Source organism: Streptomyces sp. NPDC025833 (assembly GCF_055558055.1).
On the sequence record NZ_JBVHNF010000017.1, the window covers coordinates 77,653 to 102,807 of the forward strand.

The following is a 25,155-nucleotide window of genomic DNA, read 5'->3' on the forward strand; positions in this document are numbered from 1 at the left end:
GCGCTGATCAGTACCGACCCCGGCCCAGCCGTGAGGTCGACATCGGCGCGGCGTCCCCTCCTGTGCGAGGGGCTTTTTCATTTCCGCAGGCAGAGACGATCGATGGAGCTTTGAGGATCATGAGCGAGACGAATTCCGCTGCCGCTGCTGCTACGTCGGCGGAGGCCGCCCCGCACCGCTACACGGCTGCCATGGCGGCCGACATCGAGGCACGCTGGCAGGACTTCTGGGACGCCGACGGCACCTACGCGACGCCGAACCCGACGGGCGACCTGGCGGGTGACCCCGAGCTGGTCGCCAAGCCCAAGAAGTTCATCATGGACATGTTCCCGTACCCGTCCGGTGCGGGCCTGCACGTCGGTCACCCGCTGGGTTACATCGCCACCGACGTCTACGCCCGGTTCCAGCGCATGACCGGCCACAACGTCCTGCACACCCTGGGCTTCGACGCCTTCGGCCTGCCGGCCGAGCAGCACGCCGTGCAGACCGGCGAGCACCCGCGGATCACCACCGAGGCCGCCATCGCCAACATGAAGTCCCAGCTGCGCCGGCTGGGCCTGGGCCACGACAAGCGCCGGTCGTTCGCCACGATCGACCCGGAGTACTACAAGTGGACCCAGTGGATCTTCCTGCAGATCTTCAACTCCTGGTACGACCAGGAGGCCGGTACGGCCCGCCCGATCTCCGAGCTGATCGCCCGGTTCGAGTCCGGTGAGCGCGCCGTTCCGGGCACCACGCGCGCGTGGGGCGAGCTGAGCGCCCACGAGCGCGCCGAGGTCCTCGGCGAGTACCGCCTGGCCTACGCCTCCGACGCGCCCGTCAACTGGTGCCCCGGCCTGGGCACCGTGCTGGCCAACGAGGAGGTCACCGCCGACGGCCGTTCCGAGCGCGGCAACTACCCGGTCTTCAAGGCCAAGCTGCGCCAGTGGAACATGCGCATCACCGCCTACGCCGACCGGCTGCTGGAGGACCTGGAGGAGCTGGACTGGCCCGAGGCCATCAAGCTGCAGCAGCGCAACTGGATCGGCCGCAGCGAGGGCGCCCGCGTCGACTTCCCGATCGACGGCGAGCGCATCACGGTCTTCACCACCCGTCCGGACACCCTGTTCGGCGCCACCTACATGGTGCTGGCGCCCGAGCACCCGCTGGTCGAGAAGTTCACCCCCCAGGCGTGGCCCGAGGGCACCCACGAGGTGTGGACCGGCGGCCACGCCACCCCCGCCGAGGCCGTCGCCGCCTACCGCGCCCAGGCCGCCTCCAAGTCCGACGTGGAACGGCAGGCCGAGGCCAAGGACAAGACCGGCGTCTTCACCGGCGCCTACGCGACCAACCCGGTCAACGGCGAGCCGGTCCCGGTCTTCATCGCCGACTACGTCCTGATGGGCTACGGCACCGGCGCGATCATGGCCGTTCCGGGCCACGACACCCGTGACTACGCCTTCGCGCGCGCCTTCGAGCTGCCGATCCGCTGTGTGGTCGAGCCGACCGACGGCCGCGGCACCGACCCGTCCACCTGGGACGACGCCTTCGTCGCGCACGACGCGAAGATCGTCAACTCCGACCGTGACGACGTGCGGCTGAACGGCCTGGGCGTGGCCGACGCCAAGGCGCGGATCACCGAGTGGCTGACGCGCGAGGGCATCGGCGAGGGCACCGTCAACTTCCGGCTGCGGGACTGGCTCTTCAGCCGCCAGCGCTACTGGGGCGAGCCCTTCCCGGTCGTCTACGACGAGGACGGCGTCGCGCACGCGCTGCCCGAGTCGATGCTGCCGCTGGAGCTGCCCGAGGTCGAGGACTACAGCCCGCGCACCTTCGACCCGGACGACGCCGACACCCAGCCCGAGACGCCGCTGTCGCGGAACGAGGAGTGGGTCCACGTCACCCTGGACCTGGGCGACGGGCCGAAGAAGTACCGCCGCGAGACCAACACCATGCCCAACTGGGCCGGCTCCTGCTGGTACGAGTTCCGGTACCTGGACCCGCACAACGACCGCGAGCTGGTCGACCCGGAGATCGAGCGGTACTGGATGGGCCCGCGCGAGGACCGGCCGCACGGCGGTGTCGACCTGTACGTCGGCGGCGCCGAGCACGCCGTGCTGCACCTGCTGTACGCGCGCTTCTGGTCCAAGGTCCTGTTCGACCTGGGACACGTCTCCTCCGCGGAGCCGTTCCACAAGCTGTACAACCAGGGCATGATCCAGGCGTTCGTCTACCGGGACAGCCGGGGCATCGCGGTGCCCGCCGCCGAGGTCGAGGAGCGCGAGGACGGCACGTTCTCCTACCGGGGCGAGCAGGTCAGCCGCCTGCTGGGCAAGATGGGCAAGTCCCTGAAGAACGCGGTGACCCCGGACGAGATCGCCGCCGAGTACGGCGCCGACACGCTGCGCCTGTACGAGATGGCCATGGGCCCGCTGGACGTCTCCCGCCCGTGGGACACGCGCGCGGTGGTCGGCCAGTTCCGGCTGCTGCAGCGGCTGTGGCGCAACATCGTCGACGAGAACACCGGCGAGATCACCGTCACCGACACGAAGGCCGGCGAGGACACCCTGCGCGCCCTGCACAAGGCGATCGACGGCGTCCGCCAGGACCTGGAGGGGCTGCGCTTCAACACCGCCATCGCCAAGGTCACCGAGCTGAACAACCACCTGACCAAGGCCGGCGGCCCGGTGCCGCGCTCGGTGGCCGAGCCGCTGGTGCTGATGATCGCCCCGCTGGCCCCGCACGTCGCCGAGGAACTGTGGCGCAAGCTGGGGCACACCGACTCGGTCGTCCACCGGGACTTCCCGGTCGCCGACCCGGCCTACGTCGTCGACGAGAGCGTGACCTGCGTCGTGCAGATCAAGGGCAAGGTCAAGGCCCGGCTGGAGGTGCCGCCCACGATCTCCGAGGCGGAACTGGAGAAGGTGGCGCTGGCCGACGAGAAGGTCGTCGCGGCACTGGGCGGCGCGGGCATCCGCAAGGTGATCGTGCGGGCGCCGAAGCTGGTGAACATCGTCCCCGCGTGACGGCCGGGCACCGGGCGCCATGTGACGGGCGGCCGGTGCCGGGGCAGCCGGTCTCGGGGTGGTCCCCTACGGGCAGGTTCGGGGTTCGTGCGGAACTCCGGGCTTGCCCGCTGCGTTTACCGTGGAGAGGACAGCGGTTTCGTGCCGTCGGCCGGAGAAGGAGCGCCATGGACGTAGTGCTGACCGTGTTCGCCCTGCTCTTCCTGGTCTTCGTCGGCCTGGGCGCCTACGCCACCGTCAGAGCGGTCGGTGCCGCCAAGCGCGGTGTGGACCGCACGATCGCGCAGGCCCGCCGCACGGTCGAGGACCACACGCTGCGCGCCAAGTCCTTCGCCCAGCCCGGGCCGGCCGGCGAGATCGCCCAGCTGCGGCTCGCGCTGCGCACCTCCATGCGCGCCACACAGGACGCGCTGCACGCGGGCGTGGCCGAGGACGCATCGCTGAAGGAGTCCCTCGGTCTCTTCGAGCGGCTCAGCGTGCACGGGCACGAGCTGGACGACGACCTCAAGCGTCTGGAGAGCGACCCGGACCGGGAAACGCTCGCCGCCCGGCTGCCCGAACTGCGCCTCCGTACCGAGCGCATCACCAAGTCCGCCGAGTCCCTGCGCTGGGCCGCCCGAGACCGGGCCCGGCGCTTCGCGGACGACGACCTGGACAGCCTCAGCGCCCAGATCGACATCGAAGCGGGAGCGCTGCGCCACTGGACGCGCGGCGAGCCCGGACATGCCGCCCAGGAGTGGCCCGAGCCGGCCGCCCCCGCCGACGCCGAGGGGCGTACGGGGCCGGGCCCGGCGGGGTCACGCACCGCCTCCGGTGCCGCCCCCGACGCGATCGCCCCGCCGACCTGGCGCCCCGCCTACCCGTGGCAGAAGAAACCCCGCCCCGAGAGCACCACATGAGCGAGCCGCTCCGGGCCCCCGCCGCAGGGGCCGGGCTGCCGTGCGGGCACTACGCCAGGTAACCTCCAGCTCATGTCCCGCCATGTCGCGATCGTCACCGATTCCACGGCCTACCTGCCGCACCGGACGATGGAGCGCCACGGCATCACCGCGGTTCCGCTGACCGTGGTCCTCGGCGACCGGGCCCTCGAAGAGGGCACCGAGATCTCCACCCGCTCCCTGGCCCAGGCGCTGCAGAAGCGGCGCCCGGTCACCACGTCGCGGCCCAGCCCCCAGGTGTTCGCCGAGACCTACCGCAAGGTCGCCGAGTCCGGCGCGACCGGCATCGTCTCCCTGCACCTGTCCGCCGAACTGTCCGGCACCCACGACGCCGCGGTTCTCGCGGCGCGCGAGTCGCCGGTGCCCGTGCGGGTCGTGGACACCGGCATGGTGGCGATGGCGCTCGGCTTCTGCGCGGTCGCCGCCGCCGAGACCGCGGAGGCGGGCGGCACGATCGACGAAGCCGTCACGGCCGCCGAGAAACGGGCATCGGGCACGTCCGCCTACTTCTACGTCGACACCCTCGACTATCTGCGCCGCGGCGGCCGCATCGGTGCCGCACAGGCGCTGCTGGGGTCCGCCCTCGCCGTCAAGCCCCTGCTCCAGCTGGACGGCGGCCGCATCGAGCTGCTTGAAAAGGTCCGTACGGCGTCCAGGGCCATCGCGCGCCTGGAGGAGCTAGCCGCCGAGCGCGCGGGCAACGCCGAGGTCGATGTCGCCGTCCACCACCTGGCCGCGCCCGACCGTGCCGCGGCACTCGCCGGCCGGCTGCGGGCACGCGTCCCGGGCCTGGCGGACCTGCACGTCAGCGAGGTCGGAGCGGTGATCGGCGCGCACACCGGGCCCGGGCTGCTCGGCACGGTCGTCTCGCCTCGCTGACCTCGCTGACCTCGCTGGCTTCGCCGGTTCTGCCGACCTCGCGACTTCCGCGCGTTCACTGCCACTTGATCCGCCGGGGCCGGCAGGTGTCGCTCGTTCGGGTGACGGAGTTGTCCACAAGTAGGCGGTGATCCCCGGAAATTCACCAAGATCACCAAAGTCCGGCGGATTGCCCCATCCTCGTCGCATGGCACTTCGATCCCGTCCACGAACCGTGACTCCGACCAGCGGCCCCGGCCGGGGCCCCGCCTCCGACGGCCGCATGCGGCACCGTCAAGCCGCCGGACAGCGCCGGACCTTCGGACATCGCCGGGCTCACCGCCGTCCGTCGGCGCCCGAGGAGGAGCTGCGCCGTCGAGCGGAACTCCTCTTCGGTGAACGGGCCGAGCTGTGGCGGGAGTCGGGGAACGCCCCGCCGGACCCGGAGGGGTCCGCCGGCGCATCGCCGTCCCCGTCCCTGCCGCCGTCGTCGGTGACGGTGGGGACGGCGTCACCGGTGAGCTTGGCGACAGCCGAGACGGCAGCCAGGAAGACAGCGGGGGCGACAGCGACGGTCGGGGGCACGGCGCCCGGTCTGCGCGCGGCGAGGAGGAAGGACGCCACCGCTGAACCGGTGCCGGCGCCGGCGCCCACGGAGCGGTCGACGCCGGAGTCCTCGCGGGAGCCGGCGGGGCCGGAGGACGCCGTGCGCCCCGACTGGCGGGCACGGGCCGGACTGGCGCTGCGGGAGCGGATGCCGCTGTGGCTCCAGGAACGGTGCGCGGTGGACCGGCGCGGGGTCGTGGCGCTCTCCGTGGTGCTGGTGGCCGCCGCCGTCTTCGCCGTGCACCACTTCTGGTCGGGCTGGCCCCAGTCCGTGAGCGCTCCCCGAGTGGTCCACTCCGGGGCGCCTTTCGCCGGGACGGCGGGGGGAGCCGCGGCCCGCGCGGTCGTGGGCGCCTCGGCGACACCCGGCGCGGAGATCGTCGTGGACGTCAGCGGCAAGGTCCGCGAACCCGGGATCCGGCGGCTGCCCGCGGGCGCCCGGGTGGCCGACGCGTTGCGCGCCGCGGGCGGGATCCGGCCCGGCGTGAGCGCGGAAGGGCTCAACCGCGCCCGCTTCCTGGTCGACGGCGAACAGATCGTCGTCGGTGCTCCCGCGGGTCCCGCCGGTCCCGCCGCCGTGCCGGATCCGGCGGGCGGCCCGCTCTCCGCTTCCACCGGTGCCACCGGCACGGGCCCGGCGGCACCCGTCTCCCTCAACACGGCCACCGCGGACCAGCTCGACACCCTGCCCGGGGTGGGCCCGGTGCTGGCCCGGCACATCATCGACTACCGCACCCGGCAGGGCGGTTTCCGCTCGGTGGACGAACTGCGCGAGGTCGAGGGCATCGGTGATCGCCGGTTCACCGACCTGCGCGACCTGGTGCGGCCATGACCATCGTGCGGCTCCAGGCCGCACGAACCGAGCCCGGGGAAGGCGGAAGCACGGCCCCCGAGCGGACGGGCCCCATGGACCTGCGCCTGGTACCGCCGGCACTCGCGGCCTGGGGCACGGCGGCCCTGACCGTGGACGCGCCGGTGGCCTGGACCGTGACGACCGCCGTCGTCTGCCTGCTCGGCGGGCTCCTCCTGCTGACGGTCCGGCGACCGGGACGGCTCGCGCGCACCCCTCGGATCACCGCGGCCGGGCAGGGCGCGTGGTCGAGGCGGGCCGGGCGGATGCCTAGCCGGTTCCGCTGGGCGCGGGCCGGTGGCGCCGCGGTGCTGCTCTGTGCCGCGGCGGCGGCGGCCTCCGCCGGGCTGCACGGGGCGGACGTGCGGCGCGGACCGGTACCCGAGCTGGCCCGGCGGTTCGCGACCGTGACCGCCGAGGCCGAGGTGACCGGCGATCCCTGGCTGAGCAGGCCGCGGGTGCGCGGTGATCGCGCGGCGCCCGCGGCGGTGCTGGTACGGGCCGAACTGCGCGGTGTGGAGCAGCCCGACGGGAGCCGGGTGCGGACCCGGACACCCGTGCTGCTCGTCGTCGACGCGGACGTCCCGGCACCTGGAGGGACCGTCACCGGGGCGGGAGGCACCGGCGCGGGGAGCCGTGCGGAGAACGGCGCCTCCGATGACGAAAGAGGTTCCGGGAGCGGAGGAGGCACGGGAAAGGGCCTGCGAGCCGGGCGGCCTACGGGCGGGCGGGACGCGTGGCTCGGGCTGCTGCCCTCCACGCGGTTACGAGTCCGCGGACGGCTGGCTCCCGCTCTGACGGGGGGTGACCGGACAGCGGCCGTACTGCGGGTGCGCGCCCGGCCGGAGCCCCGGATCGTGGCCGGCCCGAGCGGGCCGCAACGGCTGGCGGGACGGCTCAGGGCCGGCCTGCGGGAGGCGACCGAGGACCTGCCGGGCGACGCGCGGGCGCTGCTCCCCGGCCTGGTGGTCGGGGACACCTCCCGGATCACCCCCGAACTGGACCACGCCTTCGACGAGACGGACCTGACGCACCTGCTCGCCGTCTCCGGCGGCAACCTCACCATCCTGCTCGCCCTGCTCATCGGACCGCCCGGTCTGGCCCGGCGGGCCGAGCGCCGTGGCCTGGCCCCGCGCCTGGGACTCTCGCTGCGGGCGACGGCCCTGCTCGCGGGGGTGCTGACACTGGGTTTCGTGGTCGTCTGCCGGCCCGACCCCAGTGTCCTGCGGGCCGCGGCCTGCGGTGCCGTCGCGCTGCTCGCCCTGGCCACCGGGCGCCGCAGATCCCTGCTCCCGGCGCTGGCCACGGCGGTCCTGCTGCTGGTGCTGTACGACCCGTGGCTGGCACGCGGTTACGGATTCCTGCTGTCGGTGCTGGCCACCGGCGCGCTGCTGGTGCTGGCGCCCGGCTGGAGCGAGTCGCTGCGCCGGCACCGGGTGCCTCCGCGGCTCGCCGAGGCCTTGGCGGCGGCCGGCGCGGCACAGGCGGTCTGCGCGCCGGTGGTGGCGGTGCTGTCGGCCCGGGTGAGCCTGGTCGCGGTGCCGTGCAACCTGCTGGCCGAGGTGGCGGTGGCACCGGCAACGGTGCTGGGGTTCATGGCGCTCGTGACGGCGCCGGTGGCGATGCCGGTGGCCGAGGCGGCGGCCTGGTGCGCGAGCTGGCCCGCGCGGTGGATCGCCGTGGTCGCCCGGACCGGGGCGGCGCTGCCCGGTGCGGGTCTGGACTGGCCGGGGACCTGGCCGGGTGCCCTGGCGCTCGCGGGGCTCGTCGCGGCCGGGATCCTGGCCGGCCGCCGGCTGCTGCGGCACCCGGGCTGGTGCGGGCTGCTGGCAGTGTTGCTCGTGCTGCTGGTGACCCGGCTGGCGCCGCTGACCCGGGTGATCACCGGCTGGCCGCCGCCGGGCTGGCGGTACGCGATGTGCGATGTCGGACAGGGCGACGCGACCGTACTGGCGGCGGGCGCGGGAGCCGGGGTGGTCGTGGACGCCGGACCCGACCCGGCGCTGGTCGACGACTGCCTGAGACGGCTGGGCGTCACCCGCGTCCCGCTTCTCGTCCTCACGCACTTCCACGCCGACCATGTGGCGGGACTCCCCGGTGTCCTGCGGGGCCGCTCGGTGGCCGCGATCGAGACAACGGGGTTCGCGGAACCGCCGGACCAGGCGGAATTCGTCCGGAGACAGGCAGCCGAACGGCACATCCCGGTCACCGTGGCCGTCGCCGGGGAGGAGCGTCGCACCGGCCCGCTCAGCTGGCGCGTCCTGTGGCCACCGGCGCGGAGCACCCCGCCATGGCCGTCGAACGGCACCCCGGCATGGCCGCCGGCCGGCACCCCGGCGTTCCCGGCCCGGCCGGGCGGCCTCCTCGAACCGGCCCGGCCGGGCGTCCTCTTCGAGCCGGACGGACCGAACGACGCCAGCGTGGTGCTGCTCGTACGCGCGGGCGGGCTCCGGCTGCTCCTGCTCGGAGACCTCGAACCACCGGCGCAGCGGGCGCTGCTGCGGTCCCCGGCGGCGGCCGGCCTGGTCGGGGTCGACGTCCTGAAGGTGGCCCACCACGGCTCGGCCCACCAGGACCCGGACCTGATACGGCTGGCCGCGCCCCGGGTGGCGCTCCTGTCCGCGGGGGCCGGTAACCCGTACGGCCACCCGGCACCGCCGACCGTGGCCGCGTTGCGGAACGGAGGGGCCGCGGTGCTGCGCACCGACCGCGACGGCGCACTCGCGATCACCGGAACCGGAGGAGGGAAGGGGGAGATACGCGTCACACGCGCGAAATAGACGGGCCCGGAAGGGAGCGGGACGGCGCGGAGACGCCTGGGGCCGGCGGGGCTGGGCCGATGGTGTGGGGCAGGCGGGCCCCATGCGCCGGGTGAGACTGGGGCCATGACATCAGCACAGGTCGACGCCTATCTCCGCACCCTTGGCAGCACGCGTCCGCGGCAGCCCACCAGCGAGGCGCTGCGCGAGCTGCACCTGCGCCACCTGCGCACCGTCCCCTTCGAGAACCTGTCGGTCCACCTCGGGGAGGAGATCACGCTGGAGGAGACGGACCTGCTGGAGAAGGTGACCGGGCGTGGGCGCGGCGGCTTCTGCTACGAACTGAACGGCGCGTTCGGGACGTTGCTCACCGCGCTCGGCTACGAGGTGGAACTGCTCGCGGGACGGGTGTACGACGACGAGGGGCGGCTCGGGATCCCCTACGACCATCTCGCGCTGCGGGTGCGGACGGTGGAGGGGGACACCTGGCTCGCCGACGTCGGGTTCGGGACGCACAGCCACTACCCGCTGGCTTACGCGGAGCGCGGTGCGCAGGACGACCCCGGCGGCACCTTCCGGGTGGCGGCGGCCGGGGCCGGCCCGGCCGGGGCCGGCCCGGCCGGGGCGTCCGGCGCCGGCGGCCCGGACGCCGGGGACCTCGACGTCGAACGGGACGGCGAGCCGCGCTACCGGCTGGAGACCCGGGCCCGGGTGCTCGGGGACTTCGCGGCCGGTGCCTGGTGGCACAGCACCTCGCCGCGGTCGCACTTCACCCGGTCGCTGGTCTGCTCGCGCGTCACCGCGGACGGCGGGCGGATCACGCTGAGCGGACGGAAGCTGAAGACGACCGCCGCGGACGGCACGCAGGAGACGCGGGAACTGGCGACGGACGAGGAGGTGCTGAAGGTCTACCGGAACTGCTTCGGCATCGAGTTGGAGGCCCTGCCGACCGTGCGGAATCCCGACCCGGGCGACTGATTCGGCCCAGTCCCGGCGCATGCTCCGCATTCCAGCGATGTGGGACCGTGTCGCGGCGAAAGCCGCCTCGGCGATCGAACGGACCTTCGGCAACCGGTGAGGTCGAGGCGTACAGAGGTGTCGTGGGTGTCGTGGATGTCCGGCCGCTGGCCGGCTGACCGGACGAACTGGTCGCAAGGCATGGGTCCCCTGGCGGCGGTGCGGACACCGCCCGGAGGCGGCGCGCTCGGCTGCCGCGTGGTCGATCCGGTCAACGAGCCGGTGATGGGCGCGGAGCCGGCGGTCAGCGATGCCGCGGGCCGCCGTGTGGTCGCCGGGGAGACGGCCCCCTACGGGTCGTTCGTGGCCCCCTGCCGGCGGGGGAGTACCGGCTGGCGGTGTCGGCGGAGGGCTATGCGCCGTACCGGGCCACCGTGCTGGTCGGTGACGGGTCCCTCGCCTCGCTGGGCTGCGGCACCTCTCAGGTGGCGCAGCCGCCGGAGCCGCCCGCGCGCGGGCGACTGGGAGTTCGAGCCCGCGCACTCCTCGATCGGCCGAACTGCCCGGGACGACTTCACGGTGAGCTGGCAGTCCATGTCGGCGCGGGGCATCGCGGTGGTTGGGCCGGGCATCCGGGTCGGACTCGACGTGCGGATCGTCCGGAAGGGCCGACGGGGTGCTCCCCGGCCGACCTGGTCCGCGGGCTCGAACGTGGTGCCGGGGGTGTGTAGGCGGTGCCGGAGAATGGGGCCGTGAGCGATGTGAGACACGTGCTGGTGCTGCCCGACCGCGACGCCGCCGAGGAGGCGGCCGAGGCGCTCGGGGAGCGGTTCGGCGTCGACGAGGAGCCCCGGCTCGTCCGTGACGCGCTGGCCGGTGAGGACGACGCCGAGGACGCCCAGTGGCTGGTGGTGCTGCGGGACGAGCACGACCGGCTGGACCCCGGCGCGCTGGACGCGTTCGCGGGGGAGTGGGACGGCTGGCGCGAGGAGCCGTGACCCCGAGCCCTCCTCGGGGACGGTTCCGGGACCGCTCCGGGTGCCGCGGCCGGTCCGATGTCGGTGCGGCGTGGGATGCTGTGAGCGATGGCCAGGAAGACTGCGAATGACGACCCCCTCGCCCCGGTGACCCTCGCCGTGGGCCAGGAGGACCTGCTGCTCGACCGTGCCGTGCAGGAGGTGGTGGCCGCCGCCAGGGCCGCCGACGCCGACACGGACGTACGCGACCTGACCCCGGACCAGCTCCAGCCCGGCACCCTCGCCGAGCTGACCAGCCCGTCGCTGTTCGCCGAGCGCAAGGTCGTGGTCGTGCGCAACGCGCAGGACCTGTCGGCCGACACGGTCAAGGACGTGAAGGCGTACCTCGGCTCGCCCGCCGAGGAGATCACCCTGGTGCTGCTGCACGCCGGCGGGGCCAAGGGCAAGGGGCTGCTGGACGCCGCGCGGAAGGCCGGGGCGCGGGAGGTGGCCTGCCCGAAGATGACCAAGCCGGCGGACCGGCTGGCGTTCGTGCGGGGGGAGTTCCGCTCCTCCGGGCGGTCCGCCACACCGGAGGCGTGCCAGGCGCTGTGCGACGCCATCGGGAGCGACCTGCGGGAGCTGGCCTCGGCGGTCTCGCAGCTGGTCGCCGACGTGGAGGGGACCGTCGACGAGGCGGTTGTCGGGCGGTACTACACGGGGCGTGCCGAGGCGTCGAGCTTCACGGTCGCCGACCGGGCCGTGGAGGGGCGTACGGCCGAGGCGCTGGAGGCGCTGCGGTGGTCGCTGGCGACGGGGGTGGCGCCGGTGCTGATCACCAGCGCGCTGGCGCAGGGCGTGCGGGCGATCGGGAAGCTGTCCTCCGCGCGCGGGGGCCGGCCGGCCGATCTGGCCCGCGAACTGGGCATGCCGCCCTGGAAGATCGACCGGGTGCGGCAGCAGATGCGGGGCTGGACGCCGGACGGTGTGGCGGTGGCGATGCGGGCCGTCGCCGAGGCCGACGCGGGGGTGAAGGGGGGCGGCGAGGATCCCGGGTACGCCCTGGAGAAGGCCGTCGTGATGATCTCCCGGGCCGCTCGTTCACGCGGGCGCGGATAGCCGTCCCGGGGCGCCGTCCCGGCCCCCGAAGCACCGACCCGTCCGAGGACAGCCGGCGCCCGCCCCGTCCGAGGACAGCCGGCGCCCGGACCGTTCGCGGACAGCCGACCTCAGGTCGCCGTCCCGGGCCCGGACACCGTCCCGGCCGGGGGGCTCCATCCTCGTCCCAGGCCCCGTCGCCTCCACCCACCAGCCTCGTTCACCCAACGGCCGCGGTGGTCCGCCTGGTCACCGCTTCCGGCGGTCGACGGGGTCCACGGGCGACGCCCGCACCCGCACCGACGCACCCGCCCCGTACCGATGCCCGCACCCGTACCGACGCGCCCGCCCCGTACCGATGCCCCCGCCCGTACCGGCGCACCCGGCCCGCCCCGCCGCACCCGCGCCGGTACGCCAGGTGAACCGGCACCCAGGCCCCCCGGAACCGGAACGCGAAGACCCCGGCGCTCGCCCTGGGGAAGGGAGAGGCGCCGGGGTCTTTCGGTTCAAGCTGCTGGTCTCGCACCCGCGTGGCGAACGCAGGCCGCGTGCGAGGCCGGGGTGCCGGACGGGAGCGGATGAGAGAGGGCCCGCTCTGGGTCCATCCGGCGGTCAGATCAGAAAGGTGTTCAGCCCTTGAGGGTCGCGACCCGGGAAGCAAGCGCCGACTTCTTGTTGGCGGCCTGGTTCTTGTGGATGACGCCCTTCGAGACGGCCTTGTCGAGCGCACGCGCGGCGGCGCGCTGCAGCTCGGTGGCCTTCTCGACGTCACCCGCGGCAGCGGCCTCACGGGCCTTGCGGACCGCGGTCTTCAGGGAGGACTTGACGGCCTTGTTGCGCAGCCGGGCCTTCTCGTTGGTCTTGATCCGCTTGATCTGGGACTTGATGTTCGCCACGAAGGAGCCTTTTCAGGTTCAGGTGCCGGTCAGGGAAGACTCCCGTACCGGTGATCCAAAATTTCTCTGACGCGCCTCGCGCTGAGAGGGCATGAGGCACAGCCATCTACAGTACCAGTGGCCCTCCGGACGGCCCAAAACGGCCCCCGGTCCCTGCCCGTGGGACCATGGAGACTACGTAACGATCCGACCCGAGGCATAAGGCGCCTCAAGAGACAGGACCCTGCGTGCCCGCGACCCCTAACCATGTGCCCGAGCCGAGCCGTACCGCCCCGGCTCTGATCCGCAACTTCTGCATCATCGCGCACATCGACCACGGCAAGTCCACCCTCGCCGACCGGATGCTCCAGCTGACCGGTGTGGTCGAGCAGCGGCAGATGCGTGCTCAGTACCTCGACCGGATGGACATCGAGCGCGAGCGCGGCATCACGATCAAGTCCCAGGCGGTGCGTCTGCCCTGGGCCCCCACGGAGGGCCCCGACCAGGGCACGACGCACATCCTCAACATGATCGACACCCCGGGGCACGTCGACTTCACCTACGAGGTCTCGCGGTCGCTGGCCGCCTGCGAGGGGACCGTCCTCCTGGTCGACGCCGCCCAGGGCATCGAGGCACAGACCCTCGCCAACCTCTACCTGGCGATGGAGAACGACCTCACGATCATCCCGGTCCTCAACAAGATCGACCTGCCGGCCGCGCAGCCGGAGAAGTTCGCCGAGGAGCTGGCGAACCTGGTCGGCTGCGACCCCGACGACGTGCTCAAGGTCTCCGCCAAGACCGGCCTCGGCGTGGACGCGCTGCTGGACAAGGTCGTCAAGGAGATCCCGGCCCCGGTCGGCGTCGCCGACGCGCCCGCCCGCGCGATGATCTTCGACTCGGTCTACGACTCCTACCGCGGTGTGGTGACGTACGTCCGTGTCATCGACGGTCAGCTCAACAAGCGCGAGCGCATCAGGATGATGTCGACCGGCGCCACGCACGAGCTGCTGGAGATCGGCGTCAGCTCGCCGGAGATGCTGTCGGCGGACGGCCTCGGCGTCGGTGAGGTGGGCTACCTCATCACCGGTGTGAAGGACGTCCGGCAGTCCAAGGTCGGCGACACGGTCACCAGCCAGCACAAGGGCGCCACCGAGGCGCTCGGCGGCTACAAGGACCCGAGGCCGATGGTCTTCTCGGGCCTGTACCCGCTGGACGGCTCCGACTACCCGGAGCTGCGCGAGGCCCTGGACAAGCTCCAGCTCAACGACGCCGCGCTGGTCTACGAGCCGGAGACCTCCGCCGCCCTCGGGTTCGGCTTCCGCGTCGGCTTCCTCGGCCTGCTGCACCTGGACGTGATCCGGGAGCGCCTGGAGCGCGAGTTCGGCCTCGACCTGATCGCCACCGCCCCCAACGTGGTCTACCGCGTGGTCATGGAGGACGGCAGCGAGCACACGGTCACCAACCCGAGCGAGTTCCCCGAGGGCAAGATCAACGATGTCTTCGAGCCGGTCGTGCGGGCCACCATCCTCGCGCCCACCGAGTTCATCGGCTCGATCATGGAGCTGTGCCAGACCCGGCGCGGCACCCTGCTCGGCATGGACTACCTCTCGGAGGACCGCGTCGAGATCCGCTACACGCTGCCGCTCGCGGAGATCGTCTTCGACTTCTTCGACCAGCTGAAGTCCAAGACCCGCGGCTACGCCTCGCTGGACTACGAGCCCATCGGCGAGCAGACCAGCTCCCTGGTCAAGGTCGACATCCTGCTGCACGGCGACAAGGTCGACGCGTTCTCCGCGATCACCCACAAGGACCAGGCGTACGCGTACGGCGTGCGGCTCGTCGCCAAGCTCAAGGAGCTGATCCCGCGGCAGGCCTTCGAGGTGCCCGTGCAGGCCGCCATCGGCTCGCGGGTCATCGCCCGCGAGACCATCCGTGCCATCCGCAAGGACGTCCTCGCCAAGTGCTACGGCGGTGACATCTCCCGTAAGCGGAAGCTGCTGGAGAAGCAGAAGGAAGGCAAGAAGCGGATGAAGATGGTGGGTTCCGTGGAGGTTCCGCAGGAAGCCTTCATCGCCGTCCTGTCCAGCGATGACAGCGCGGGATCGGCCAAGGGCAAGAAGTAGTCGGAGGTAACAACCGGTCACGTCCGCAAACCGGTCATGTGGGGGCCCGCCGTGCGCAAGCGCGGCGGGCCCCGCGCGCGCGTGGCGTCGCACCGCGTGGAAAGTGACAGGCCGATGCCCCTTACGCAGCGGGCGGTCGCGCCTTACCCTGATCCCTGCTCGATAGTTACTCGCGAGTTAAACAAGAGACCGCACGCCCACTGTGAGTTAACCCAGCCGCACCGAGTCAGCCGCACCGTCGCGGGCCCCCGGAGGATGTCGTGAGCGACACACAGACCCTGATCGAGAACCGTCCGCCGTCCGTGGCGGCCCTCTTCCTGGAGCGCGTGGCGGCCACACCGGACGCCGAGGCCTACCGCTACCCGGTCCCCCCGGCCGCGGGCGAGGGCCCCGACGACTGGAAGTCGCTGAGCTGGGCCCAGGCGGCCGACCGGGTGTACGCGATCGCGGCCGGTCTCATCGAACTGGGCATCGAGCCCGAGCAGCGGGTGGCGCTCGCCTCCTCCACCCGCGTGGAGTGGATCCTCGCCGACCTCGGCATCATGTGCGCCGGCGGTGCCACCACCACCGTCTACCCGCAGACCAACGCCGACGAGTCCGCGTTCATCCTCTCCGACTCCGAGAGCCGGGTGCTGATCGCCGAGGACGCGGCCCAGGTCGCCAAGGCCGTGGAGCGGCGCGCCGAGCTGCCCGCCCTCACCAAGGTCGTCGTCGTCGACCCGGCCGGCGTCGAGACGGACGACTGGGTGATCAGCCTCGCCGAACTGGAGGAGCGCGGCGCCGCCCACCTGGAGACGCACCCGCAGCTCATCAAGGAGCGGGTCGGCGAACTCACCAGCGACCAGCTCGCCACCCTCATCTACACCTCCGGCACCACCGGCCGGCCCAAGGGCGTGCGCCTGCCGCACGACAACTGGTCGTACATGGCGAAGGCCATCGCCGCGACCGGCCTGGTCACCATGGACGACGTGCAGTACCTGTGGCTGCCGCTCGCGCACGTCTTCGGCAAGGTGCTCACCTCCGGCCAGATCGAGGTCGGGCACGTCACCGCCGTCGACGGCCGCGTCGACAAGATCATCGAGAACCTGCCGGTGGTGCAGCCGACGTACATGGCGGCCGTGCCGCGCATCTTCGAGAAGGTCTACAACGGGGTCGCGGCCAAGGCCCGCGAGGGCGGCGCGGCCAAGTACAAGATCTTCCAGTGGGCCGCCGAGGTGGCCCGCGAGTACGCCAAGGTCACCCAGGACAACTTCCGCCGCACCGGCACCGCCTCCGCGCCCCTCGGGCTCGCCGCGAAGCACAAGGTCGCCGACACCCTCGTCTACGCCAAGCTCCGCGAGGCCTTCGGCGGCCGGCTGCGCGCCTGCATCTCCGGCGCCTCCGCGCTCGCGCCCGAGATCGGCTACTTCTTCGCGGGCGCCGGCATCCACATCCTGGAGGGCTACGGCCTCACCGAGACCTCGGCGGCCTCCTTCGTGAACCCGGGCGAGGCGTACCGCACCGGCACCGTCGGCAAGCCGCTGCCCGGCACCGAGGTCCGCATCGCCGACGACGGTGAGATCCTGCTGCGCGGCCCCGGCATCATGGACGGCTACCACCAGCTCCCCGAGAAGACCGCCGAGGTGCTGGAGTCCGACGGCTGGTTCCACACCGGCGACATCGGTGAACTCTCGCCCGACGGCTACCTGCGCATCACCGACCGCAAGAAGGACCTGATCAAGACCTCCGGCGGCAAGTACGTCGCCCCGGCCGAGGTCGAGGGCCAGTTCAAGGCCGTGTGTCCGTACGTGTCCAACATCCTCGTGCACGGCGCCGACCGGAACTACTGCACCGCCCTCATCGCCCTGGACGAGCTCGCGCTCCAGGAGTGGGCGAAGGAGAACGGCCTGGCGGGCAAGCCCTATGCCGAGATCGTCGCCGCCCCGCAGACGGTGGAGATGGTCGACGGCTACGTGCGCGAGCTCAACGCCGGGCTCCAGCGCTGGCAGACGATCAAGAAGTTCCGGCTGCTGCCGCGGGACCTCGACGTGGAGCACGGCGAGATCACACCGAGCCTGAAGCTGAAGCGGCCGGTGGTCGAGCGGGAGTACCGGCACCTCATCGACGGGATGTACGCCGGGACCCGGGAGAACTAGACGCCTCCCGGCCGGATCGGACCGGAGCAGGTCCGATCCGGCCGCACCAGACCGGATCAGGCCGTATCCGGCCGGGCGCGCGGGTCGCGATCCGGCCTGATCCGGACGGGGCCCCCGCGCTCCGGCGCGGGCATCCGGCCAGGCCGGACGGGACTTCCCGCGCCCCTTCGTGCTCACCGACGCTCAAAAGCCGCTGTTTTCCGTCCACTTCGATAACCGAGCGCTTATGGACGCCCCCGGTCTGTCACCCTGGCGGCATGGACACGGCCGCCATACCGACGCAGCGGGAGAGCGGGGCCCGGCCCGGCGAGCGGCAGGGCGGCGCCACGCTGCCCGGGAGCCCCGTCGCCCCCGGCTCGGCCCGCGCGCTGGTGCGCGCCGCGCTGACCGAGCCGCCGGGCGCCGCGCCCCGGCTGGTCGACGACGCCATGGCCGTCGTCAGCGAGCTGGTCACCAACGCCGTCGTGCACGCCGGCACCGACGTCCAGGTGGACTGGCGGCTGGAGGACACCGGGGCCTTCGTGATCGAGGTCCGCGACCAGCACCCCTCCCGGGCCCCGCGGGACGCCACGGGCGGCGAGGTGCCGTGCGACACCCCCGAGTACGGCCGCGGCCTGCGGCTCGTCGCCACGCTCGCCGAGTCCTGGGGCGTCACCTACCGCGCCGGTGCCAAGACCGTGTGGGCGCGGCTGCCCCCGGCCGGCAGCGAGGCCCTGGACGGCCCCGGACCGGGCCCCGCCCTGGCGGTCGCCGAGAACCTCGCCCCGCAGCCGCAGCGTGCGGAGGGCGACCGGGACTGGCTCGGCCGGGGCGCCCTGTCCTTCCTGGCCGAAGCGTCCGACCTGCTCGCCGGGCAACTCGACGAGAACCTGGTCGCCGCGCTCACCGGCCAGCTGATCGTGCCCCGGCTCGCCGACTGGTGCGCCGTCTGGCTGGAGGACGAGGCGACCGTGCGCGGCGGCGCCGGCGGCGGACCCGCCCGGGTCTGGCACGCCAGCGAGGCCCGCATCGAGGAGCTGCGGTGCGCCCTGGAGAAGGAGCCGCCGGGCCCGCCGGACGGACTGCGCTCCGGCCCCGAGCCCTATCCCTGGCCCGGCCCCGCGCTCGGCCCGCGGGGCGCCCACGGGACGGCGCTGTCGTACCGGCTGATCGCCGGCGGCCGGCCGCTCGGCACGCTCGTCATCGGCCGCTGCGGGCCGGCGGGCTTCCCCGACGAGGTCACGGGGCTGGTGGAGGACCTCGGCCGACGGGTCGCGCTGGCCATCGGCGCGGCCCGCCAGTACGCCCGACAGGCCACGATCAGCGCCGTCCTGCAGCGCGGCCTGCTGCCCGGCGCGGTCGCCGAGATCCCCCGGGTGAGCAGCGCGCTCGTCTACGAGCCCTGCGACAAGGGCGGCCCCAGCGGCGACTTCTACGACCTCTTCCCGGCGGGTGACGGCCGCTGGTGCTTCGCCGTCGGCGACGTGCAGGGCAAGGGCCCGGAGGCGGCCGTGGTGATCGGCCTCGCCCGCCCCTGGCTGCGACTCCTCGCCCGCGAGGGCTACCGGGTCGCCGACGTCCTGGACCGCCTCAACCAGCTCCTCCTCGACGACGCCACGGAGGCCGCCGACGCCGCCGCCCGCGCCCTGGTCGCCGCCGGCGGCCGGCCCCTGGTCTCCGGCGACGGCCCGCAGACCCGCTTCCTGTCCCTCCTCTACGGCGAACTCGTCCCGCACGGCGCCGGGGTCCGCTGCACCCTCGCCTCCGCAGGCCACCCGCTGCCGCTCGTCCTCGGCCCGGACGGCACCGTGTGCACCGCCGCCCACCCGCAGACCCTGCTCGGCGTCGTGGAGGACGAGACGTACACCAGCGAGACCCTGGAGCTGCGGCCCGGTGACAGCCTGCTCTGCGTCACCGACGGGGTCACCGAGCGGCGCGACGGCTCCCGCCAGTTCGACGACGGCGACGGGCTCGCCCGCGCCCTGTCCGGCTGCGCGGGGCTCAGCGCCGAGCGGATCGCGGACCGGATCCGGTCCCTGGTCCACGACTTCGGCGGCGGCCTGCCCGAGGACGACCTGGCCCTGCTGGTGCTCCAGGCGGAGTGACGCGCCGGGTGCTGGACAATGGAAGGCATGCCTTCCGCACTCCCCGACGGCGAGCCCGTCCCCGCCGACGGCGCGCTGCCCCCGCACGCGCTCGCCGGGGCCGCCGGCCGCCCGCTCGGTTTCTACCTGCACGTCCCGTACTGCGCGACCCGCTGCGGCTACTGCGACTTCAACACCTACACCGCGACCGAGCTGCGCGGCACCGGCGGCGTGCTCGCCTCCCGGGACAACTACGCGGACACCCTCGCGGACGAGGTCCGGCTGGCGCGGAAGGTGCTGGGCGACGACCCGCGCGAGGTCCGCACGGTCTTCGTGGGCGGCGGCACGCCGACCCTGCTGGCCGCCGACGACCTGGTCCGGATGCTCGGGGTGGTCCGTGACGAGTTCGGGCTCGCCCCGGACGCGGAGGTCACCACGGAGGCGAACCCGGAGTCCGTCGACCCCGCCTACCTCGCCACCCTCCGCGAGGGCGGCTTCAACCGGATCTCCTTCGGCATGCAGAGCGCGCGCCGGCACGTGCTGCGCGTCCTCGACCGCACGCACACGCCCGGCCGCCCCGAGGCGTGCGTGGCGGAGGCCAGGGCGGCGGGCTTCGAGCACGTCAACCTGGACCTGATCTACGGCACGCCGGGCGAGAGCGACGACGACTGGCGGGCGTCCCTGGAGGCCGCCCTCGGCGCCGGCCCCGACCACGTCAGCGCCTACGCGCTCATCGTCGAGGAGGGCACCCGGCTCGCCCACCGGATCCGCCGGGGCGAGGTCCCGATGACCGACGACGACGTCCACGCCGACCGCTACCTGATCGCCGAGGAGACGCTGGGCCGGGCGGGCTTCGAGTGGTACGAGGTCTCCAACTGGGCCACCTCCGAGGCGGGCCGCTGCCTGCACAACGAGCTGTACTGGCGGGGCGCCGACTGGTGGGGCGCGGGTCCGGGGGCGCACTCGCACGTGGGCGGGGTGCGCTGGTGGAACGTGAAGCACCCCGGCGCGTACGCGGCGGCCCTCGCCTCGGGACGTTCCCCGGGCGCGGGCCGGGAGCTGCTGACCGACGAGGACCGCCGGGTGGAGCGGATCCTGCTGGAGCTGCGGCTGCGGGAGGGCGTCCCGCTGGCCCTGCTGAAGGAGGACGGCCTCGCGGCCTCCCGGCGGGCCCGGGCGGACGGACTGCTCCAGGAGGAGCCGTACGAGGAGGGCCGGGCGGTGCTCACCCTGCGCGGACGCCTGCTGGCGGACGCGGTGGTACGAGACCTGGTGGACTGACCACCCCCGACGACCGGGCAGCCTCCGGGACCCTCGGTGACCCGGCCTTGTGACCTGGCCCCCGGGCCCTCCGGGACCTGCCCCTGGGCCCGCCAGGACCCGGCCTCGGGACCCTGGCCCGGGACCCGCCCCTGGTCCCGGAGTCGGCCCGGTCGAGGGCCGACGTCGGTCGGGCGGAGCCAAGGCGCCGAGCGGGCACCGACGAATGCGGCACCCGCTCCGGGAGTCCGGTTCGGACGCCGACCCCGGTCCGCGGGCCGCCGCCGGCCGGGTGGGCGGAGGGCCACCGACGGGTCACCGGCGGACGTGGCATCCGCGCCGCGGGCGCCGCCCCGACCTGGGCGCCATCCGGGCCGAGGGCCGCCGTCGGCCGGGCGGCCGGAGGTCCCGACCGGGCACCGGTGAACGCGGTACCCCACCCGGGGCACCCGCACGCGGTCTGAGGACCGCCGCCGGCCAGGGCGGAGCGGAGGCGCTGACCGGGCACCGACACGCGTGCGGCTCCCGCCCCTGCCCGGTCCGCGGTCACCGGCGGGTGCGGTACCCGACTCGGCGTGCGGACACCGCCCCGGGCGCCGACCCTGCCCCGGGCGCGACCCCGCCCCCGTCCGGCAACCGCCATGGGCCGGGCCGGCGCAGGTCCCGGCCGGGGGTACCGCGGCACCCGCGCCCGCCCCCGGGTCAGGCTTCGCCGGCTCCCGTGACGAAGTCGATCAGTTCCTCCACGCGGCCCAGCAGCTCCGGTTCCAGGTCCTTGTAGGAGTGCACCCGCTTCAGGATCGCCTGCCACACCGCCCCGGTGTTCTCCGCCGGCCAGCCCAGCGCCCGGCACACGCCCGTCTTCCAGTCCTGCCCCTTCGGCACCGCCGGCCAGGCCGGGATGCCCAGTGCGGACGGCTTCACGGCCTGCCAGACGTCGATGTACGGGTGGCCGACCACCAGCGCGTGCTCACTGGTCACCGACTCCGCGATGCGCCACTCCTTCGAGCCCGGCACCAGGTGGTCCACCAGGACGCCCAGGCGGGCGTCCGGGCCCGGGGCGAAACCGGCGACGACGGAGGGCAGGTCGTCCACGCCCTCCAGGTACTCCACGACGACGCCCTCGATGCGCAGGTCGTCGCCCCACACCTTCTCGACCAGCTCGGCGTCGTGCCGGCCCTCGACGTAGATGCGGCCGGCGCGGGCCACGCGCGCGCGTGCGTCCGGCACGGCGACCGAACCGGACGCGGTGCGGGCGGGCCGGGCGGGGGCCGCCGCCGAGGCCCGTACGAGCGTCACCGGCCTGCCCTCCAGCAGGAAGCCGCGCGGCTCCAGCGGGAACACCCGGTGCCTGCCGAAGCGGTCCTCGAGCGTCACCGTGCCCGCCTCGCAGCGGATCACCGCGCCGCAGAACCCGGTGCCGGGCTCCTCGACCACCAGGCCCGGCTCCGCAGGCACCTCCGGCGCCGCTTTCGGCTTCTTCCACGGCGGGGTCAGGTCGGCGGAGTACTGGCGCATTCGGATGACGATAGGGAAACCCGTACGGCGGCGCTCACGACACGCCGAAGCGCGCCGCCAGGGCGTCGCGCTGCCGCCGTACGAACGCCGCGTCCACCACCGCTCCGTGACCGGGCACGTACAACGCGTCCTCGCCGCCGAGCGCCAGCAGCCGGTCGAGCGCGTCCGGCCAGCGCGACGGGACCGCGTCCGGACCCGCCTGCGGCTCGCCGGACTCCTCGACCAGGTCCCCGCAGAAGACCACCTCGGGCGGGCCCGGGACGAGGACCACGAGGTCGTGGGCGGTGTGCCCGGGCCCCACGTCGGCCAGCAGCGCCTGCCGGCCGCCGCCGAGGTCCAGCGTCCACTCGCCGGAGACCGGGTGCCGGGGCGGCGCCAGCGCGTCCACCGCCTCGTCCGCGTCCGCCGCCGGCAGACCGCACCGCACCGCGTCCGCGCGCAGCGCCCCGCGCTCGTGGGCGAACACCGAGTCGGTGCCCACCGCCGCGTACACCTCCGTCCCGGCGAACGCCGCGGCCCCGAAGACGTGGTCGAAATGGGGATGGGTGAGCGCGAGATGGGTCACACGTCCGCCGGCCAGCCGCTGGGCATCGGAGCGCAGCCGCGCCCCCTCGGCCAGGCTCGAACCGGCGTCCACCACCAGCGTCGTACTCCCGCCGAGCACCAGGCCGGCCGTGCAGTCCCAGCCGGGCAGCCGGCGCCGCCCGACCCCCGCGGCCAGCCGCTCCCACCCCAGGTCTTCCCAAGTCACCGTCATACCGCGACGCTAGCGGTACGGCCCGGTGCCGCGGCCCGACCTTGCCCAGTGCGTACCCCTCGGCCGTACACTGGCCGGGGAATGCTGGCACTCGCCCGCGAGGAGTGCCAGGAGAACGACGGCGATGACGAGGGGACGACGTGCTGGAGGTGCGCGCGAATGCTGAGTGAACGCAGGCTCCAGGTGCTGCGCGCCATCGTCCAGGACTACGTGGGCACCGAGGAGCCGGTCGGCTCCAAGGCGCTGACCGAGCGGCACAGCCTCGGCGTGTCCCCGGCCACCGTCCGCAACGACATGGCGGCCCTGGAGGACGAGGGGTACATCGCCCAGCCGCACACCAGCGCCGGGCGCATCCCCACCGACAAGGGCTACCGCCTGTTCGTGGACAAGCTCGCCGGCGTCAAGCCGATGACCGCGCCGGAGCGGCGGGCGATCCAGAACTTCCTGGAGGGCGCCGTCGACCTCGACGACGTCGTGGCGCGGACCGTGCGGCTGCTCGCGCAGCTGACCCGGCAGGTCGCCGTCGTCCAGTACCCGTCGCTGACCCGGTCCACCGTGCGGCACGTGGAGCTGCTCTCGCTCGCCCCCGCGCGCGTGATGCTCGTGCTGATCACGGACACCGGCCGGGTCGAGCAGCGGATGGTCGACTGCCCGGCGCCGTTCGGCGAGACCTCGCTGGCCGACCTGCGGGCGCGGCTGAACAGCCGGGTGGCGGGCCGCCGGTTCGCGGACGTGCCGAAGCTGGTCGAGGACCTGCCGGAAGGCTTCGAGGCCGAGGACCGGGGTACGGTCTGCACGGTGCTCTCCACCCTTCTGGAGACACTCGTCGAGGAGAACGAGGAGCGGCTGATGATCGGCGGCACCGCCAATCTCACCCGCTTCGGGCACGACTTCCCCCTCACGATCCGGCCCGTCCTGGAGGCCCTGGAGGAGCAGGTCGTGCTCCTCAAGCTCCTGGGCGAGGCCAAGGACCCGGGCGTGACCGTGCGCATCGGCCACGAGAACGCCCATGAGGGACTCAACTCAACCTCCGTCGTGTCGGTGGGCTACGGTTCGGGCGGCGAGGCGGTTGCCAAGCTCGGCGTGGTCGGACCGACCCGCATGGACTACCCGGGAACGATGGGAGCGGTACGCGCAGTGGCACGGTACGTCGGACAGATCCTGGCGGAGTCGTAAGTGGCCACGGACTACTACGCCGTTCTCGGCGTGCGCCGCGACGCGTCGCAGGATGAGATCAAGAAGGCGTTCCGCAGGCTCGCGCGCGAGCTGCACCCGGACGTCAACCCGGATCCGAAGACCCAGGAGCGGTTCAAGGAGATCAACGCCGCCTACGAGGTGCTGTCGGACCCGCAGAAGAAGCAGGTCTACGACCTCGGCGGCGACCCGCTCTCGCAGTCCGGCGGCGCCGGCGCGGGCGGCTTCGGGGCCGGCGGCTTCGGCAACTTCTCGGACATCATGGACGCGTTCTTCGGCACGGCGTCGCAGCGCGGGCCGCGCTCGCGCACCCGGCGCGGCCAGGACGCGATGATCCGGATCGAGGTCGAGCTGGACGAGGCGGCCTTCGGGACGACCAAGGACATCCAGGTCGACACCGCGGTCGTCTGCAACACCTGCAACGGCGAGGGCGCCGCTCCGGGCACCTCCGCGCAGACGTGCGACATGTGCCGCGGCCGCGGTGAGGTCTCCCAGGTCACCCGGTCCTTCCTGGGCCAGGTCATGACCTCGCGGCCGTGCCCGCAGTGCCAGGGCTTCGGCACCGTCGTGCCGACGCCGTGCCCGGAGTGCGCCGGCGACGGCCGGGTCCGCTCCCGCCGCACGCTCACCGTGAAGATCCCGGCCGGTGTCGACAACGGCACCCGCATCCAGCTCGCGGGCGAGGGCGAGGTCGGCCCCGGCGGCGGCCCCGCCGGCGACCTGTACGTGGAGATCCACGAGCTGCCGCACCCGACCTTCCAGCGGCGCGGCGACGACCTGCACTGCACGGTCACCATCCCGATGACGGCGGCGGCGCTCGGCACGAAGGTGCCGCTGGAGACCCTGGACGGCATGGAGGAGGTCGACATCCGGCCCGGCACCCAGTCCGGCCAGTCGATCCCGCTGCACAACCGGGGCGTCACGCACCTGCGCGGCGGCGGCCGGGGCGACCTGATCGTCCACGTCGAGGTCCTCACGCCGACCAAGCTCGACCCCGAGCAGGAGCGGCTGCTGCGCGAGCTGGCCAAGCTCCGCGGCGAGGAGCGCCCGACGGGCCAGTTCCAGCCCGGTCAGCAGGGCCTGTTCTCCCGGCTGAAGGACGCGTTCAACGGGCGCTGACCCGCCGCCCGCCCGCCCGGGGCACCCCCGGCCGCGCCCCGCCGCGCGGCGAGACGCCCCGGGCGCCGGGGCGCCTCGCGCGGG

Annotated in this window: 17 protein-coding genes and 1 pseudogene; 15 read left to right on the forward strand and 3 right to left on the reverse strand. The window is 73.7% G+C overall.

The genetic code is table 11. The annotated features are described in order from the left end of the window. Positions 1-119 precede the first annotated feature (119 nt). The 9 genes and pseudogenes from leuS (at position 120) to holA (ending at position 12,048) form a co-directional block, all read left to right on the forward strand. Positions 120-3,005, forward strand: coding sequence for a leucine--tRNA ligase (leuS, locus tag ACZ4K2_RS28295; protein WP_467477164.1), 2,886 nt, complete (start codon positions 120-122; stop codon positions 3,003-3,005). A gap of 167 nt (positions 3,006-3,172) precedes the next feature. Further along, positions 3,173-3,904, forward strand: a complete 732-nt coding sequence (locus tag ACZ4K2_RS28300; RefSeq protein WP_467477167.1) for a hypothetical protein — start codon at positions 3,173-3,175, stop codon at positions 3,902-3,904. A gap of 72 nt (positions 3,905-3,976) precedes the next feature. Continuing rightward, the gene (locus ACZ4K2_RS28305; protein WP_467477171.1) at positions 3,977-4,822 is read left to right on the forward strand and encodes a DegV family protein; all 846 of its coding nucleotides are present in this window, start codon (positions 3,977-3,979) and stop codon (positions 4,820-4,822) included. Between the two features lie 685 nt (positions 4,823-5,507). Continuing rightward, positions 5,508-6,239 (forward strand): ComEA family DNA-binding protein, encoded by a 732-nt coding sequence (locus ACZ4K2_RS28310; RefSeq protein ID WP_467477174.1) that lies wholly within the window; start codon positions 5,508-5,510, stop codon positions 6,237-6,239. 284 nt (positions 6,240-6,523) lie between these two features. Then, positions 6,524-9,037, forward strand: coding sequence for a ComEC/Rec2 family competence protein (locus ACZ4K2_RS28315; RefSeq protein ID WP_467477431.1), 2,514 nt, complete (start codon positions 6,524-6,526; stop codon positions 9,035-9,037). A 105-nt stretch (positions 9,038-9,142) separates the two neighbouring features. Then, positions 9,143-9,994: an arylamine N-acetyltransferase family protein gene (locus ACZ4K2_RS28320; RefSeq protein ID WP_467477178.1), complete on the forward strand. Its 852-nt coding sequence runs from the start codon at positions 9,143-9,145 to the stop codon at positions 9,992-9,994. A gap of 180 nt (positions 9,995-10,174) precedes the next feature. Next, positions 10,175-10,540, forward strand: a pseudogene (locus ACZ4K2_RS28325) (carboxypeptidase-like regulatory domain-containing protein); the annotation flags it as partial. A gap of 185 nt (positions 10,541-10,725) precedes the next feature. Next, positions 10,726-10,971, forward strand: a complete 246-nt coding sequence (locus ACZ4K2_RS28330) for a hypothetical protein (RefSeq protein ID WP_467477181.1) — start codon at positions 10,726-10,728, stop codon at positions 10,969-10,971. A gap of 87 nt (positions 10,972-11,058) precedes the next feature. Next, positions 11,059-12,048: a DNA polymerase III subunit delta gene (gene holA, locus ACZ4K2_RS28335; RefSeq protein WP_467477184.1), complete on the forward strand. Its 990-nt coding sequence runs from the start codon at positions 11,059-11,061 to the stop codon at positions 12,046-12,048. A 608-nt stretch (positions 12,049-12,656) separates the two neighbouring features. On the opposite strand, the gene rpsT is transcribed toward holA, so the two are convergent. After that, on the reverse strand, positions 12,657-12,923 hold the full coding sequence (gene rpsT, locus ACZ4K2_RS28340) for a 30S ribosomal protein S20 (RefSeq protein WP_467477188.1): 267 nt from the start codon (positions 12,921-12,923) through the stop codon (positions 12,657-12,659). Positions 12,924-13,150: 227 nt separating this feature from the next. Here rpsT and lepA point away from each other — a divergent pair, with 227 nt between their 5' ends. The 4 genes from lepA to hemW all read left to right on the forward strand — a co-directional run bounded on the left by lepA (position 13,151) and on the right by hemW (position 20,504). Further along, positions 13,151-15,025: a translation elongation factor 4 gene (gene lepA / locus ACZ4K2_RS28345; RefSeq protein ID WP_467477192.1), complete on the forward strand. Its 1,875-nt coding sequence runs from the start codon at positions 13,151-13,153 to the stop codon at positions 15,023-15,025. A gap of 260 nt (positions 15,026-15,285) precedes the next feature. Further along, positions 15,286-17,160 carry an AMP-dependent synthetase/ligase gene (locus tag ACZ4K2_RS28350; RefSeq protein WP_467477196.1) on the forward strand — a complete coding sequence of 625 codons (1,875 nt, stop codon included), beginning with the start codon at positions 15,286-15,288 and terminating at the stop codon, positions 17,158-17,160. 257 nt (positions 17,161-17,417) lie between these two features. Continuing rightward, positions 17,418-19,244 (forward strand): SpoIIE family protein phosphatase, encoded by a 1,827-nt coding sequence (locus tag ACZ4K2_RS28355; RefSeq protein ID WP_467477198.1) that lies wholly within the window; start codon positions 17,418-17,420, stop codon positions 19,242-19,244. 27 nt (positions 19,245-19,271) lie between these two features. Continuing rightward, on the forward strand, positions 19,272-20,504 hold the full coding sequence (hemW, locus tag ACZ4K2_RS28360) for a radical SAM family heme chaperone HemW (protein ID WP_467477201.1): 1,233 nt from the start codon (positions 19,272-19,274) through the stop codon (positions 20,502-20,504). 681 nt (positions 20,505-21,185) lie between these two features. Here the strand turns inward: hemW and ACZ4K2_RS28365 are convergent. Continuing rightward, positions 21,186-22,001: a DUF3097 domain-containing protein gene (locus ACZ4K2_RS28365; RefSeq protein WP_467477203.1), complete on the reverse strand. Its 816-nt coding sequence runs from the start codon at positions 21,999-22,001 to the stop codon at positions 21,186-21,188. Between the two features lie 34 nt (positions 22,002-22,035). Further along, positions 22,036-22,758, reverse strand: a complete 723-nt coding sequence (locus tag ACZ4K2_RS28370) for an MBL fold metallo-hydrolase (protein WP_467477206.1) — start codon at positions 22,756-22,758, stop codon at positions 22,036-22,038. Between the two features lie 159 nt (positions 22,759-22,917). Between ACZ4K2_RS28370 and hrcA the strand changes: the two genes are divergently transcribed. Both hrcA and dnaJ read left to right on the forward strand, forming a co-directional pair. After that, positions 22,918-23,934, forward strand: a complete 1,017-nt coding sequence (hrcA, locus tag ACZ4K2_RS28375) for a heat-inducible transcriptional repressor HrcA (RefSeq protein WP_467477209.1) — start codon at positions 22,918-22,920, stop codon at positions 23,932-23,934. Then, the gene (gene dnaJ / locus ACZ4K2_RS28380) at positions 23,935-25,071 is read left to right on the forward strand and encodes a molecular chaperone DnaJ (protein WP_467477211.1); all 1,137 of its coding nucleotides are present in this window, start codon (positions 23,935-23,937) and stop codon (positions 25,069-25,071) included. Positions 25,072-25,155 lie beyond the last annotated feature (84 nt).

Bases quoted from the DNA above. Each gene is read 5' to 3' on its own strand.
- leuS (WP_467477164.1), top strand. From the start codon at position 120: ATGAGCGAGACGAATTCCGCTGCCGCTGCTGCTACGTCGGCGGAGGCC.
- ACZ4K2_RS28300 (WP_467477167.1), top strand. From the start codon at position 3,173: ATGGACGTAGTGCTGACCGTGTTCGCCCTGCTCTTCCTGGTCTTCGTC.
- ACZ4K2_RS28305 (WP_467477171.1), top strand. From the start codon at position 3,977: ATGTCCCGCCATGTCGCGATCGTCACCGATTCCACGGCCTACCTGCCG.
- ACZ4K2_RS28315 (WP_467477431.1), top strand. From the start codon at position 6,524: ATGCCTAGCCGGTTCCGCTGGGCGCGGGCCGGTGGCGCCGCGGTGCTG.
- ACZ4K2_RS28320 (WP_467477178.1), top strand. From the start codon at position 9,143: ATGACATCAGCACAGGTCGACGCCTATCTCCGCACCCTTGGCAGCACG.
- holA (WP_467477184.1), top strand. From the start codon at position 11,059: ATGGCCAGGAAGACTGCGAATGACGACCCCCTCGCCCCGGTGACCCTC.
- ACZ4K2_RS28355 (WP_467477198.1), top strand. From the start codon at position 17,418: ATGGACACGGCCGCCATACCGACGCAGCGGGAGAGCGGGGCCCGGCCC.
- hemW (WP_467477201.1), top strand. From the start codon at position 19,272: ATGCCTTCCGCACTCCCCGACGGCGAGCCCGTCCCCGCCGACGGCGCG.
- ACZ4K2_RS28365 (WP_467477203.1), bottom strand. From the start codon at position 22,001: ATGCGCCAGTACTCCGCCGACCTGACCCCGCCGTGGAAGAAGCCGAAA.
- ACZ4K2_RS28370 (WP_467477206.1), bottom strand. From the start codon at position 22,758: ATGACGGTGACTTGGGAAGACCTGGGGTGGGAGCGGCTGGCCGCGGGG.
- hrcA (WP_467477209.1), top strand. From the start codon at position 22,918: ATGCTGAGTGAACGCAGGCTCCAGGTGCTGCGCGCCATCGTCCAGGAC.